Genomic DNA, 15,580 nt, shown 5'->3' with positions numbered 1-15,580 from the left:
TATTTTTTGCGATCGCAAATAGATATCAAGTAGTGCTTTCTATCTTAATTCTCCAAACTCTAACTTTAGTATTTGACATCCTCCCACGGCTAAAAGCGCGTGGGATTCCCAGAATCACTTCTGAGAGTTCCTCTTTCTTCGACCCGACTTATTCTGAGGAGTTTCTTCACCAGAACAGAGGTCGATGTCTCCAGAGGCGATTAACGTTCCCGTGTGCCCCACGGTACGGGAGCCACTCCGTTGGGCGGCTCCGCCGACTTGAAGGATGTGGCGTAGTCCGATCTCAAGGATGTTGCGAGCTGCGTTGTGGTCTCTCCCCTGAATGTGAAGACAATGAGGACAGATATGCGTTCTAGTAGAAAGCGTTTTCTTTACCAAAAAAATGGGTTTAAAGCCCCGTCCTTCTAGGACGGCTTTTCTTCAATTTCCGAATTAACTCACGAATCACATCGTTTTGAGTGCGACTTGTTTGTTTGCAATGCTCTACTAGTATCTCATACTCTTCGTCCGAACACCGCACTGTTCATTTTTTCATGCTGTGATATTGCCGACAAATGTGGGACAATAATAACATGAAATCATTGAAGTTTAAGCTGTACGAACACAAGCGGAATAGACACCTCAAGCGAACGATTAACGCGTCAGGGGCTATCTACAACCATTGCATTGCCCTGCATCATCGGTACTACAAGATGTGGGGCAAGCACTTGAATTGTGCAAAGCTTCAATCTCATATTGCTAAATTGCGAAAGCGGAACCCGTTTTGGCAATTGGTGGGTTCTCAAGCAGCACAGGACATCTGTCAGCGCATTGAGAAAGCGTACCAATTATTTTTCAAGTACAACAAAAAGGGGGTTCGTCCACCAGGATTCAAGAAAATCAAGAAGTACAGATCCTTCACTCTCAAACAAGCAGGATACAAGTTTCTGGGTGCTAATAGGATCAAGATTGGAAATCGAGTCTATCAATTTTGGAAGTCCAGAGAAATTGAAGGAACGGTCAAAACATTAACCATTAAACGGACACCACTGGGCGAACTGTTTATGGTGATCGTAGTTGACAATACAAACAGTCCGCAAATCAAATTCGAGACAGGTAAAATTGCTGGGTTTGATTTTGGACTTAAGACATTCCTCACTTGTTCGGATGGTACAAAAATTGAGTCTCCTCAATTTTTAAAACAGTCTTTCAACGCCATCAAGAAAGCGAGCAGACAGCATTCCAAAAAGTTAAAAGGTTCTTCCAATCGAGAACGAGCTAGAAAAAATTTGGTACGCAAATACGAAGGCGTGACCAATGCTAGATGCGACTGGCGAGTGGAAGTTAGCTCACGACTTAACCAATAAGTTTGACGTGCTTTGTTTCGAGACACTCAACCTCAAAGGAATGCAACGTCTTTGGGGTCGCAAAATATCAGATCTAGCTTTTGGAGAATTTCTCCAAATTCTAGAGTGGGTTGCCACTATCAAAGGCAAACAAGTTGTATTTATAGATCGCTGGTATCCGTCTACCAAGACTTGCTCTCATTGCGGATACGTTCTAGAAAATCTGGATTTGTCTGTCAGACAGTGGCGCTGCCGGTCTTGTCAATCGTTGAATGGGAGAGACGAAAACGCCGCTAAAAATATTTGTACAGTTGGGGCATCAACTGTTGGGTTAGACGACGTAAGACGGGCTATGTCCGCAGTTGTTGCTTGAGCCTAGAATCCGCGCACTTTTAGGGCGCGGAGTATGTCAAGACTTTTCCACACTTAGAGCACTTTTGAGATGTTCCATAATTCCGGATAAAACTTGAAAGCACCGTCCATGTGCTACGCATTTATGAGCGAAAATGCGGTGTGGCTTTGCCTCCCGCATTATTCGCGTCCCACACCCCTAGAAGGGGTGGGCTTTCTGCTTTTATTGCTGTAAGCACACTCAATCGAAGTACCGATTGAGTGTGTGGTAGTTCACCGTCTTCTGATTGCAACAGGAACGCGATCGCCCTTTTGTGCAATTGCCATTGCTTTAAGGTAGGCTTCTTCTACGGAAACGCCTTGCCAAACTAACCCTTCTGCAAATCGACGACGCTTTAGACCCAGTTCTACATGGGTTCCAGGATTGCGATAAAGAGATAAAGTTTCGGGTAGTTCTGCCCATTGCTTGTTTTTGAGGATGCGACGAATAGAATCAAAATCGCCCTCAGTCATAAATTTGCTCCCTAGGTTGTACCCAAAGGAGAGCAACGCGCCTTTTTGGTTTTCATTCATCTGTTCCCAAAAAGGAACGCTTTGTTCTAAGTCACTCACGTACCGATTGCTCAGCTGATCGATTAATAATTTATCTGCTCGCTCTTGAGTGATGCGATCGCCAAGCTGCCATTTTGAGCCGTCTTCTTTAAGAGTGCATCCCCAGCCAATTGTGATGGGTTCATTGCCTGAGAGCGGATCGGGATAGGCATTAAGAAAGCAGCTTTCAAACTTTTTTATCAGTTCTACTCCAGGGCGAGGGAGTTTGTTTGAGACTTGAAGCACTGCATATACGGAAGGACAACTGCCAAGGTTCCAATCTACGTATAAGTATCTTGGATCGGTGTCGCGCAACCATGTTACAACTTTTTTCATATCATTCAAATTATACGTAACCGGGCATCCTACAGAACCCGATTTTCCCTGGTTAGCATTGTGGTCGTTATGAATAACAATTTCAGATCGTCCTGTCATACCCGGTCCATCGTAAGTTAAAGGAACGCTAACGGGTCCAATACCTTCGCCATGACTTGCCATCCAATTATCTTTGCCACCAGCCCAAAAAAGATTTTCTATTCTCCAACGTCCTTCCGGTAGGGGTTCGCCACTGCCAGAGATGCTATCTACCCCTTTGCGGAAGTACTGCTTTGATGGCTGTCCGGAACGCATATTTATTTCATCAATTACTTGACCATCTTTAAAATACTGGAGTTTAAGGACTTGACAGCCAAACTGATCTTTCTCCGGAGTTCGGGTTAATCTTAAGTAGTTTAATCCCGGTACAAGTTGGGAAGCGGTCCTGTTTTTCTTGAGTTTCAGTAATGCTGTGGCTGTGCTCGGACCGAGGTATTCAGGATCTTGCAAATACGATGCTTTCTTAAAGTCAGAAAATGCTTGCCTTGTGGCTGCATCAGCAATGCCATTAATAGTGACTTTGTAACCTCCATCGCTCAAACATTGCTGCACTTCTGTTATCAATTCTTGAGGGAGTTGGGTGAGCTTTAAGTTAGTAGAGTATGTCGCTAAATCCATGTTTGTTGTCTTGTTACCCTGATGCAATATCTCTAGCATCATAAATTGCGGTATTTTTTGTCATCCGTAAGTATCAGGAATTTTACATAAGGATTTGATGAGGAAGCGAGCAGTGACCGATAACATATAGAAAGGGAAGTTTTCTTTTGTGTGCGATAGGATTATGTAGTGCCTGCAATTAAAAATTTATTGGGTTCCAACCTAACACATGACAGTTGATGTTTTACCGGGCAAAAGCTTCCCAATTGGCGCGACTATTCGTGATGGTGGTGTAAACTTCTGTTTGTTTTCAAGAGATTGCACTGCAATTGAACTGTTACTGTTCGATCGCCCTAACGACCCTCAACCAAGTCACGTTATACCACTCGACCCCAAACAAAACAAAACAGCTCATTACTGGCACGTGTTTGTCCCTGGAATTGGAGCCGGACAAGTTTATGCCTACCGGGGACACGGACTGTTTGCACCCGAACGAGGATTGCGCTGTGATGGCGACAAGGTATTGCTCGATCCTTATACCAAAGCGATCGCAAACTGGGAAAACTACAGTCGTCAAGCAGCAAGCCAACCAGGTGACAACTGTGCTCGAGCTTTAAGAAGCGTTGTCATTGATAGCAGTGCCTACGATTGGGAAGATGACGCTCCCCCCAAAACTCGTTACAACAGAACTATCATTTATGAACTTCACGTAGGTGCTTTCACACAACATCCCAACTCTGGTGTATCTCCGGAAAAACGGGGAACATACGCAGGATTAATTGAAAAAATTCCTTACCTACAGGAATTAGGTATAACAGCTGTAGAATTATTACCTGCCCACCAATTCGATCGAGAAGACGCTCGACCGGGTCTAAAAAACTACTGGGGGTACAGTCCCATCGCCTTTTTTGCACCTCACGTTGGCTACAGTTCCTGTGCCGATCCATTTAGCCCAGTCAACGAGTTCCGCGATATGGTAAAAGCTTTGCATCGGGCGGGGATTGAAGTGATTTTAGATGTTGTGTTTAATCATACAGCAGAAGGCGACGAGCGAGGACCTACTTTATCTTTTCGCGGGCTCAGTAATTGGGACTATTACATACTTGGAGACAATAGAGCTACTTATCGCAACTATAGTGGTTGTGGCAATACTTTTAAGGCAAATAGTGTAGCAGGAAACAATTTAGTTTTAGATTGCCTGCGCTATTGGGTTTCCGAAATGCACGTTGATGGGTTTCGCTTCGATTTGGCAGCGGTTCTTGCTAGGGGAGCAGCAGGACAACTCTTGACTCGTCCGCCAGCGTTATTGATGATTGATGCTGACCCAGTTTTAGCAGGAACTAAGCTCATCGCAGAAGCATGGGATGCCGAAGGGCTATATCTAGTGGGAGCTTTTGTAGGCGAGCGTTTTGCTGAATGGAATGGACCTTATCGAGATGACGTGCGCCGCTTTGTCAAAAGTGATGTGGGAATGGTGAAGGCACTTGCCAATCGCATTATGGCAAGCCCCGATATCTACTCTCAACCAAATCGCGAACCGCACCGAAGTATAAATTTTATTACTTGTCATGATGGATTTACGCTGAACGATCTCGTGTCGTATAACGACAAACACAATCAAGCGAACGGAGAAGACAACTGCGATGGCACTAACGCCAACTATAGTTGGAATTGCAATATTGAAGGGGAAACACGCGATCTAGCAGTTCATCAACTGCGGTTGTGTCAAATCAAGAATTTTTTAACTATTCTGTTTGTGTCTCAGGGAACGCCCATGCTACTAATGGGTGATGAAGTAAGGCGATCGCAACAAGGTAATAATAATGCTTACTGTCAAGATAATGAATTAAGTTGGTTTGACTGGAGTGCGATCGACAAACACTGTGAGGTACTGCGATTTACTCAAAAACTCATCTCATTAACGCAATCACTCAAAATTTTTCATCAAGATCGGATTTTAGCAGTCAGTTACGGCAGCCATCAACCACACATTATTTGGCATGGAACGCAATTAGGTCAGCCTGATTGGAGTTATGAGTCCCACAGTTTGGCATTTACCCTTCGTCACCCAAAGTTTCACGAGCATTTGTACGTCATTCTCAATGCCTATTGGGAATCACTCGCGTTTGAACTACCACTTTTGGAAAATGGGTACAAATGGTATCGCATTGTAGATACCGCGTTACCAAGCCCGGAGGATTTTTGCGATCTCCAAACCGCGCTTCCTGTTGAGAAAGAAACTTATCAGGCACAAGGGCGCTCTACCGTAGTCCTTATGGCTCATCACTAACTTTTACCACTTTTCACGCCAAGGATGCCAGTTTAATTATAAAAATAATAAATGACTTATGAAAAATTTTAAGTTGGGTGGAAAACGCCCACCATATGCTACTTTTGCTGGGGTATTTCCTACCTTAAATATATTTCAAAAATATTATATAAGTTACGAAACTTATAGATAGTGCCATTCTTATTTGCATATTTTACAAATAATTGATTTTTTTCTAAAAAAACTTCAAAAAAGAAAAAAATACTCATTCTATTGAATGACCGAGAAAATAAAAGGCTAAGATTGATGTTTCTGAAACTTGTAAGTGTGTTTGCTGAAAAAGATGTATTTTTCAGCATTTTCCCAGATAAATATCAACATTCTATTTTGATGAAATATTCATGCGTGGAAACTTGGAAATTGACTGAGGAAAGACTTATCTAATATTCTTAAAAAAGCCATTATTTAATTTTATTACCTAAAAATATGTATCGTGAAATGATAGGTACTTATAACTTACCACTAGTCATACTCTCTTTCATAATTGCCGTTATCGCCTCATATACAGCCCTAGATTTATCTGGGCGAGTTACACGTGCCTCAAGATGGCGACGATGGAAATGGCTGCTAGCAGGATCTATTGCCATGGGAACTGGCATTTGGTCAATGCACTTCATTGCCATGCTAGCTTTTCAGTTGCCGCAACCTGTGAACTACGATCTCAAGATCACCTTGCTCTCACTGCTGTGTTCAATTGTAGCTTCCGGTCTCGCTTTGTGGTTGCTAAGTCAATCGGTCTTTCTACCACTTGTCCTAGGCGGTGGCATTTGCATGGGAATTGCAATTGCGAGTATGCATTACACGGGTATGGCAGCCATGCGGCTTCAAGCAAGCATAGAGTATGACTGGTGGTTGGTAAGTTTATCAGTTGCGATCGCAATAATTGCTTCTTTTGCTTCTCTGTGGCTGGCATTTAGGCTGCAAAACCTTCAATTGAAAGGAGTGATTTGGCAAAAACTTGGTAGTTCCTTAATCATGGGAGTTGCCATTAGTGGTATGCACTATACGGGAATGAGGGCAACTCATTTTAAACCTCTCATTAATATGCCAGTCCAACCATCATCGATTGTTACTCAGCCCTGGCTGGCTGTCATGATTGGAATTGCAACGCTGTTCCTTTTGCTCGTAGTTCTGTTAACTTCCCTCACCGAGCAATATGTAACGGCTAAATTGTTGCAGCAACAAGCTTTGGAAGAGAGCGAACAGCGCGTTCGGGCACTTATCCACAAAATGCAAGTAGGTGTTTTATTAGTCAATGCAAATGCCGAAATCCTAATTAGCAATCAAGCAGCCATCCATCTGCTCGATCTTGAGAAAGAAAATAAACAACCCCTGGTGTTTGGCGAGCAGTCATTGTTACGTGAAGATGGTACAAGTTTTCCAATAATTGAATTACCCGTGCAACAAGCGATCGCCTTAAAGACACCGATTCAGAATGTAGTTGTAGGTATCAAGCATTCTCAAAGCCAAAACGAACGTTGGTTGCTTGTTAATGCAGACCCCGAAATAGACAAGGATGGGAGTGTAGAGCGTGTTGTTTGTACTTTAAGCGATATCACTCCAAGGAAGCAAGCTGAAGCGGCATTACAGATGATTGTTGAAGGAACAGCGTCAACAATGGGTAATGAATTTTTCCGTCCCTGCGTGCATTATTTATCACAGATTTTACAAGCAAATTACGTTTTTATAAGTGAATTTCTTAATCAATCAAAAACTCATCTGCGTATTGTTGCATTGTGGAATGGTGTTGACTTACAGGAAAACTTTGAATGTGATATTTCAGATATTTTTGATGTTGATTACGAAGAGTTTATAGGAAAAAAGTCGTGCAAAAGCCCTGAAAAAATGACAGTTTTGTTTTCTAAAATTATCAATTTAACAGATACTAAAATTCAAAGTTATTTAAGTACTCTGTTAGTTGACTCAGATGGTGAAACCATCGGTTTATTGACTGTGATGCACGATCGACCTTTGGTATTAGATGTAGGTCAAGAGTCAATTTTAAAAATTTTTGCAGCCCGTGCAGGAGCAGAACTAGAACGAAAGCAAGCAGAAGAATTACTAGCTTCAAGCGTCGAACGAGAAAAGGCTCTTGCTTTTGTCATTCAACGGATGCGTCAAACGCTAGAAGTCAAGCACATTTTTGGTGCGACAACAAAAGAATTGCGACAAGCATTGAATTGCGATCGCGTTATGGTTTATCGTTTCAACCCAGACTGGAGTGGAGAAGTTGTCGCAGAATCAGTAGCCCAAGGATGGCGAAAACTGATATCAGATCAAAAAAATCAGCCAGAACTTACACAGAATGCGATCGAACGCGACAGGTGTACTGTGAAAGAAATGGGTGATACAAATGAAGTCATACAAGACACGTATCTGTACGATAACCAAGGTGGAATATATCGTTCTAGAACAAGTTACCGATGTGTACCCGATATTTATACAGCAGGATTTGATAGTTGTTATATAGAATTATTAGAACAATTTCAAGCACGCGCCTACATTATAGTTCCCATTTATTGCAGCAATCAACTCTGGGGATTGTTAGCAACATACCAAAACTCTGCCCCCCGTCATTGGAAAGAAGCCGAAATTAAAATGCTTGTTCAGATTGGAGCACAGTTGGGAGTGGCAATTCAACAAGCAGAACTTTTCGAGCAAACCCAACAGCAATCCGCCGAACTTAAAACAGCCAAAGAAACTGCTGATGCAGCCAACCGTGCTAAAAGCGAATTTTTAGCAAATATGAGCCATGAGTTAAGAACACCGCTTAACGCTATTTTGGGGTTTACGCAACTCATGAACCATGACAACTCTTTATCTGCCGAATATCAGCAATATCTCAAAATCATCAACCGCAGTGGCGAACATTTGTTGGACTTGATTAACGATATTTTGCAAATGTCCAAGATTGAAGCAGGACGTGTCACGTTAAATGAAAATGACTTTGACTTATACCGCTTGCTGAATAGTTTAGAGGGAATGTTAAAACTCAAGGCACAATCTAAAAATTTACAGTTGATTTTTGAGCGTACTACAGAAGTTCCTCAATACATTAGATCGGATGAGAGCAAACTCCGTCAAGTACTCATTAACTTGCTTGATAATGCCATCAAATTTACTTCACAAGGAAGCGTCAAATTACGAATTTCTGTAGCTCTAGAAGGAGATAAAGGAACAAAAGGATACAAAAACAAAATGTTTCTCCCCTTCCCCTCTTCTCCCTCTCTCGTGCTCTCTTCTTCTTCCCTCTACCTCTTATTTGAAGTGATAGACACCGGGTTTGGTATTAATTCAAACGAGTTCGAGCGATTATTTCAAGCTTTTGGACAAACCACAACCGGATTAAAATCCGGACAAGGAACAGGCTTGGGTTTATCCATCAGTTATAAATTTGTAGAAATTATGGGGGGAGAAATCTGGGTTAACAGCACATTAGGTGTTGGAACTCAATTTAGCTTTACTATTTCAGCACGAGAAGCAACCGCAGAACAAGCGACTGTTTCCAACGAGTCTATACCCAAACAAGTTATCAGTTTAGCTCCAGGAGAACCCACTTATAAAGTTTTGGTTGTGGAGGACAGGCAAACTAACCGTTTGCTACTCGTCAAACTTCTTTCCAAGATTGGTTTCCAGGTACAAGAAGCGACCAACGGACAAGAAGCCCTTGTTATTTGGGCTAATTGGCACCCTCACTTAATTTTTATGGATATGCGGATGCCAATGATGGACGGCTATGATGCAACTAGATTGATTAAGCAAAAGGAAAAGCAATTGTTCTCGGGGGGCTCCCAACCCCAAACCATTATCATAGCTCTCACAGCTAGCGCTTTTGAAGAAGACAAACACAAGATACTGAGCGCTGGCTGCGATGACCTTTTAAGTAAACCCTTTCAAGAGCAAGAACTCTTAGTAAAAATTAGTAAATATTTGGGCGTGCAATATCTTTATCAAGAAGACAGTCAGAATGCAGATCTGAGGTCATCTTACAGTACATCTATTTCTAGTTCTACTCAATTAGCAAATCAAATAGCAACTATGCCTGCAGAGTGGATAGCACAACTTCACAATGCTGCTTGCCAAGGCAATGATGAACTTATTTTTCAGTTAATGGCAAAAATTCCGAAGGAACAAACAGATTTAATAGACGGATTAAAAGTTTTGGTCGAAAATTTTGATTTTGAGCAAGTTATGATTTTGACTAGATAAGAGTTAGTTGTTATTTGTTATTAGCTACTAACTCATAACAACGAACCACTAACCAAATTTAATCGTCAAGCCGTGAAAAGAGATAAAGCCAGAGGGGAAGAGAACTGTTAATTGCAATCAATCGTACTAGATGACCTGCTGTGACAATTTCTACGTTATGGTGTAGGGTTAAGGCAACTAAAATCATTTCGGCAGAACCACCAGGTGCAGTTACCAAAAGGCAGGTCAACCAATCCCAAGAAGTTAACTGCATGGCAAAGATGGTGGCTGCAACACCAGTAAGTAAAGTCATTGCTACAGACACAAAGGCATAAGCTATAGTCTTTTTGCCTAAAGTTGGTTTGTCACCCCAGTACTCACCAATGGTAATTCCTAACAGCATTTGTCCTATTATATTAACCAGTGGTGGTAAGGCGTAATCGCTATTACCTCCAAAAGGCAATAAATTTAATGTTGGATTAAAAACTATACCAGCAACTATTGCACCAAAAAATTCACCTGCAGGAATTTTGCCTAAGACAGCAATATAAACTCCTAAAGTACCAAATAAGAGGGATATTAATAATAATCCTAATTGTGTTAGCTCAAGGTTGATTAAAGTCCCTGAAACCGGAAGTGTTTGTGAATAAATTTGATTTCCGGATAACATCCTGGCAATTAAGGGAATCAAAAAAACTACGGTAGTCACGCGAATCGCTTGAACCATCGCCACCAAAGGAACATTGCGGTTATAATCTGCTGCGATCGCTGACATCATACCAACACCACCTGGTACTGTAGCTAATAACGCTGTTAACAAATTTGTCTTACTTAAACGAGAGTAAATGTAACCAATAACAATACCACTTAAAAGCAAGAAAAAGGTAAGAAAAGCAAACACGGGAAAACTAGAGACAGCATTAGTTAAATGACCGTGAGAGATGGAAAAGCCAACGTTTAGCCCTACAAGTGCCATACCCGTTTTTCTGGCTGTACGGTTGGGTTTGGGGGTATCTTGATAAAAGATCCGATATGTCTGAAGTACTATAGCTCCGGAGATAATACCGCCAAAAATCCAAGCAACACCACCAATATGGAATTTTGCCAAGAGTAGACCAAGGGGTAGCGCCAAAAGCATTTCCAAAACCAAAATGACGAGTTGCTTGCCAGGTATTTGCTGTTTGGTAAGAACGCTTTTTGTTTCAGAATTAATTTGCTGGCGATCTGATACGGTTAAAGTTTGATTCATTAATTTACGTTTTTTAAATTAAAATAACGCATTATTTACTCAAACTAGCGCGATCGCGATCGCTTTACAGCAACTCTATGGCATAAATCTTATTGAGGATTTTAGATTTTGGATTGGAGATAAGTCTTTGTTCCTACTTCCCCAAAAACTGCTGTTCCAGTTGATGGTATTTAGGAATACCAATCATTTCTTGAAAATCCTTAAAGCTGACCATATCTTGAAAATCAGTCGTAGTGCCTTGTTCTTTTAATTGATGGAAACAAGCACTCATGACTTTCGTGACAGACAGTAAAGCAGAAAGTGGAAAAAATACAATCTTAAAGCCCATTTGATGTAACTCAGAAGCAGAAAGTTGAGGAGTTTTGCCACCTTCTACGATATTTGCTACCAATGGTACGGAGGGGAAAGCCGAGGCTATGCTTTGCAGTTCTTCCACAGACTGAGGGGCTTCTACAAACAGTGCATCTGCCCCAGCATCAATATAAGCACGACCGCGATCGATGGCTTCGTGCAAACCTAGAGGGGCGCGAGCATCAGTACGAGCAATAATAACCAACCCACTCTCATCACGTGCTTGAACTGCTGCTTGAATTTTAAGAGCATGTTCTGCCATAGGAACAACACGCTTCCCCTCAAAGTGACCGCATTTTTTAGGCCACTCTTGATCTTCCAAAATGACTCCAGCAATTCCCTGTTGTACGGCATCTTTAACTGTCCTAATAACATTTAAAGCGTTGCCATAACCAGTATCCATGTCAGCAATCAGAGGAATATTGACTGACTGAGCAATTCGTCCCACAGTATACAGGGCTTCGGTAGCAGTAAGAAAACCATAGTCAGGCAAACCAAGTGTAGAAGCTGCAATACCAAAGCCGCTCGTCGCCAAAACTTCAAAACCTGCTTGTTCGGCAAGCTTTGCTCCCAAACAATCATAAACGCCAGGAATTACCAAAATTTCAGGACGTTCTAGTAATTGTCGCAGTTGATTTGCAGAAGATGAGTGCTTAGCGCTCAATGGCATAAAGTTGCAACCTGACAGCATCAAAAGTTTGCCGAGTTATTTTAACATATGACTAATTTTTACAAGAAAGTGTGTTATCTTCGCTAAATTCTGGTAATATCCATCACACTATCTGTCATCGCTGTTTTCCTCTAACCCCTGTACGGGCGCAATGCCTTGCGCTCCTACTAACCCCTGACCCTTTATAAATCACACAATTCAAGGTGTAGCTAGTGAGTCAGCAAACAAAAACGAAATGGGATAGACGCAACCAACAGGTTGCCACTCCACCTGTAGAAGTCAGGCGTAAGCGTAGAACAACTGACCCCAGACGTCAGAGCAACTTTCAATCAAACACACAGACAGCACACTCTCAAAACAGACAAGGGTATCCGTCTGCGCCTTTGAGAAGAAGAGTATCACAGCCAGACCCTAGAACTCCAAGCTACAGGCAAGGGGAGTTAAGCAGCAGATCTGCGGTGCTTGAAGTTCCGTATTCACAGGGCAACAATTTCGCCTCCAGACAAGGGGGACAAAGGAGCCGACGAGCTGCAGTTCTTGAAGCTCCGTATCCACAGCAACCATATCCACAAGGGACACAACCCGGCTACAGACGAAGAAGACGCCGATACAAAGGTTCTCGCAAAAATCTTTTGATTCTAAGATTGGTGGCTTTGACAGTCATTGCAACTGGATTGGCCATCATGGGTTTTGGGTTGTATACCTTAGTGGGAGGGTTATATGCTTTAATACATAAACCCGTGCAAGAGCAACCCGCACAACAAGCAACCCCACAGCCCACCGCACAGCCCACTTCTCCATCTTTTGTCCCGCCGCCATCTCCTAACTGGTCTGCAACAGAGTCACGACCTATTCCCTCCCGTCAACCAGGGCATGAAAATATAGAAGTTGCTTATAATCTCCGAACCCCTCCTGAATTTAAACAGAGTCAGGAGTTACAAACAATTGTTAACAATATTGTTAATTTGGCAGCAGATCGAGGTTTTCCGACACAATCTTTATCAATTACTTTAATAGATGCCAAAACTGGTGAGATCGCTGGTTACCAGCAAGAAACATTAAAATATCCTGCTAGTGTAGCAAAGATGTTTTGGATGGTGTTTCTCTACGCGCAAATAGCTCGCGGTGTTTGGTCAGATGAAGCAGGTTTTTATCCGTATATAGCTAGAATGATTCAGGAGTCTGATAACGAAGCGGCTAGTTTTATTGTTGATAAAATAAGCGATACGGAATTTGAACGCAGCCAAGATGATGAAGAATTTGAAACATGGCGCAAGAAACGCGAACAAGTCACTCACTTTTTTGAGCAAGCAGGCTACGAGGGTATTAATCTAACTCACAAGACGTATCCTATTGCTTCTCTTAAATTATTAGGACCAAAGGGAAGTGAAGTCCGTATAAGAAAAAATCCTGAAGATCCGAAAGATCCTTTTCGCAATGAAATCACAACGTTTCATTCGGCAAGACTTATTTATGAAACGTGTTATCTTCAGCAAGCTATTTCACCAGAATTTAGCCAGAAAATGTGTGGTTGGTTAAAAAGAGATTTGAATCCAGAGGTTTGGAAAAACCAACAGCAAGGTTTTAACCCAATTGTTGGTTTTTTGGGTCAAGCTTTAGCAGATACAGGCGTTAATTTTTATTCTAAAGCAGGTTGGACGACTGGTACCCGCCAAGAAGCAGCATTGGTTGCAACACCGGATGGGAAAACTGTTTATGTTTTAGCGATCGGTGCTGACGACGCCATGTATGCTAAAGACTGGCAAATTTTTCCAAAAATGTCTCGTTTTGTTTACGAACAAATGGTGGCGCGTCAACCACAAGTACAAGGGAGGGAATAGGCATTTTCATGAATGATTTAGGATTGCTCTACTGATGTAGAGCAACCAATTATTTGACCAGAGCCACAGAGTGTTTGTCACCCATCAAAATCTTTCTGCATTGGCTGTTTGAGCAATTTCTACAACTTCAGGTTAGAAACACTAAAACTCAGACTCCCCGACAGTCAAGTTTACAAGCACAAAGAACTTGACTTGTCATTTGTCGTTACGGTCAAACAATCTGTCGCTCTACAGCAAAGGGGATAGTTAAATGTTAAAAGAACTTCACCTCCAGCAAGTTGGCCCAACCGACCGTTTTGATGTTGAATTCGCCGCTCGACTCAATATATTTACGGGTGATAACGGTTTAGGTAAAAGTTTTTTACTTGATGTTGCTTGGTGGGTACTGACTGGAAATTGGGTAGAGCAGCCTGCTTATCCACGTAGACATACAAAGGAATTACCAAAAATTATCTCCAAAATTGATACACGAAATTGGAGACTACTTTTTCATGAAATAGACTTTGAGAGCTACTTTGATTTTTCCGAGCAGAAATGGCAAGGGAATTGGTCTTTGGATAACTTCTCAAAAAGTGTGAGTTATACCCGGACACGATCCATTTTGGGCGCGTTGGATAGTCACATCAGAAAAAAGAAATTCTGGGTTATCAGGGGTATAACAGAGATGATACCGTTTGACTTTCCACCCGAACCACTAGATTTTGATAAAAAAGTACGACAACCAGGAAATGCTTGGTTGGCAAAAAATCCAGACCCAAAAAAAGGAACTAGAGATTATTGGTCGCCCTTCAAGAGGAGTTTAGCCGATGGGTTTCAAGATCTTTGTGCATATTCAGTCATGTACGAACCAGTTGGTACAGTAGAGCATTATCTCAGCCGCGAAAATTATCGCAGTTTAAGATATTAAGTATAGTAATTCATTGGTTGCACTTTTAATTTGCACAGATGAACGACCAAGGATGCTAGTGCCACAAGAGTTAAGTTGACTCTAGGCTGTGCAAATTCAAGAATTATTAGCTAACTCCATTTTTCAAGGAAGTTGTTGTCTGAGAAACTGCTCGAATTCTAGCACAGCATCGTACTGGTCGGGCATGGAAATATATTTCAGTAACACATTTAGCTCTAAATTTGGGAAGAAACTACTACGGTTAACTTCTTCATATTCGCCTTTTTCATTTAAACGGAATATTCTTATGGTGTCAGATTTCCAAAACCACACTTCAGGAATTTTCTTAGGTTTATATAATTCTTTTCTGTTAATAGTGCCACTGGTAATTATAATCTCAATTACAATATCGGGAATTTCTTTATCAGTATCAATGCAGTACGATTCATCAGGTGTTCCAGAAGCATAGCCAGGTTCTTCTATGGTGAACCCACCGCTTTTGTAAAATCGGATGCCCAACACTTTCATGTAAGTTTCTAGCAGCAAGCCAAAAGTGCTTTTGACACGCTCATGCTTTGGTCCCACAGGAGACATAATTTCTAAAGTTTCCAATAAATAAGACAGTCGGACACTGCGGTTATCTTTTAGCTGTGCCTCAATCCCTTTGAATTGCTCCCAAGAAACATCTCTCAGGGTTACTAGTTTTTCTTCTACAGCATCATCTAAAAGTGAAATATTCATAGCTTGCTGGGAAAGCATATATTAACGGCACCAACTCTATTTTGACATTTTGCAAAAAGACTTCGACCAATTGCCGTTACTTCAAT

Annotated in this window: 9 protein-coding genes and 2 pseudogenes; 5 read left to right on the top strand and 6 right to left on the bottom strand. The window is 41.7% G+C overall.

Translation table 11 applies throughout. From position 1 onward, the window contains the following. Window positions 1–114: 114 nt before the first annotated feature. Together HC643_RS31540 and HC643_RS31535 are read right to left on the bottom strand one after the other, a co-directional pair. Window positions 115–378 (bottom strand): annotated as a pseudogene (locus HC643_RS31540) (hypothetical protein); the annotation flags it as partial. A 10-nt stretch (window positions 379–388) separates the two neighbouring features. Continuing rightward, window positions 389–520 (bottom strand): ribbon-helix-helix protein, CopG family, encoded by a 132-nt coding sequence (locus HC643_RS31535; RefSeq protein WP_072040823.1) that lies wholly within the window; start codon window positions 518–520, stop codon window positions 389–391. Window positions 521–572: 52 nt separating this feature from the next. On the opposite strand from HC643_RS31535, the pseudogene HC643_RS40950 reads away from it, so the two are divergent. Then, a pseudogene (locus HC643_RS40950) lies at window positions 573–1,698 on the top strand (RNA-guided endonuclease InsQ/TnpB family protein). Between the two features lie 251 nt (window positions 1,699–1,949). Here HC643_RS40950 and HC643_RS31525 read toward each other — a convergent pair. Continuing rightward, complete coding sequence (locus HC643_RS31525) at window positions 1,950–3,260, bottom strand: lysozyme (RefSeq protein WP_050046639.1); 1,311 nt, start codon at window positions 3,258–3,260, stop codon at window positions 1,950–1,952. A 208-nt stretch (window positions 3,261–3,468) separates the two neighbouring features. On the opposite strand from HC643_RS31525, the gene glgX reads away from it, so the two are divergent. Both glgX and HC643_RS31515 read left to right on the top strand, forming a co-directional pair. Further along, on the top strand, window positions 3,469–5,529 hold the full coding sequence (glgX, locus tag HC643_RS31520) for a glycogen debranching protein GlgX (protein ID WP_038085962.1): 2,061 nt from the start codon (window positions 3,469–3,471) through the stop codon (window positions 5,527–5,529). A 477-nt stretch (window positions 5,530–6,006) separates the two neighbouring features. Beyond that, window positions 6,007–9,777: an MHYT domain-containing protein gene (locus tag HC643_RS31515; protein ID WP_237265977.1), complete on the top strand. Its 3,771-nt coding sequence runs from the start codon at window positions 6,007–6,009 to the stop codon at window positions 9,775–9,777. 58 nt (window positions 9,778–9,835) lie between these two features. On the opposite strand, the gene HC643_RS31510 is transcribed toward HC643_RS31515, so the two are convergent. Together HC643_RS31510 and HC643_RS31505 are read right to left on the bottom strand one after the other, a co-directional pair. Next, window positions 9,836–11,005, bottom strand: coding sequence for an AbrB family transcriptional regulator (locus tag HC643_RS31510; RefSeq protein ID WP_038085966.1), 1,170 nt, complete (start codon window positions 11,003–11,005; stop codon window positions 9,836–9,838). A gap of 133 nt (window positions 11,006–11,138) precedes the next feature. After that, entirely contained in the window at window positions 11,139–12,026 is an 888-nt protein-coding gene (locus HC643_RS31505; protein WP_038085968.1) for an isocitrate lyase/PEP mutase family protein, read from the bottom strand. 212 nt (window positions 12,027–12,238) lie between these two features. Between HC643_RS31505 and HC643_RS31500 the strand changes: the two genes are divergently transcribed. Then, the gene (locus tag HC643_RS31500) at window positions 12,239–13,867 is read left to right on the top strand and encodes a serine hydrolase (protein WP_050046641.1); all 1,629 of its coding nucleotides are present in this window, start codon (window positions 12,239–12,241) and stop codon (window positions 13,865–13,867) included. Window positions 13,868–14,117: 250 nt separating this feature from the next. Then, window positions 14,118–14,774, top strand: coding sequence for an AAA family ATPase (locus tag HC643_RS41705; RefSeq protein ID WP_237265976.1), 657 nt, complete (start codon window positions 14,118–14,120; stop codon window positions 14,772–14,774). A gap of 123 nt (window positions 14,775–14,897) precedes the next feature. Here HC643_RS41705 and HC643_RS31485 read toward each other — a convergent pair whose 3' ends face one another. Further along, complete coding sequence (locus tag HC643_RS31485) at window positions 14,898–15,494, bottom strand: Uma2 family endonuclease (protein ID WP_038086000.1); 597 nt, start codon at window positions 15,492–15,494, stop codon at window positions 14,898–14,900. Window positions 15,495–15,580 lie beyond the last annotated feature (86 nt).

The sequence above is a fragment of the Tolypothrix bouteillei VB521301 genome, from assembly GCF_000760695.4.
Classification (GTDB): Bacteria; Cyanobacteriota; Cyanobacteriia; order Cyanobacteriales; family Nostocaceae; genus Scytonema; species Scytonema bouteillei_A.
Note: the sequence above shows the minus strand (reverse complement) of the source record. Positions and strands in the feature narration are given on the sequence as shown.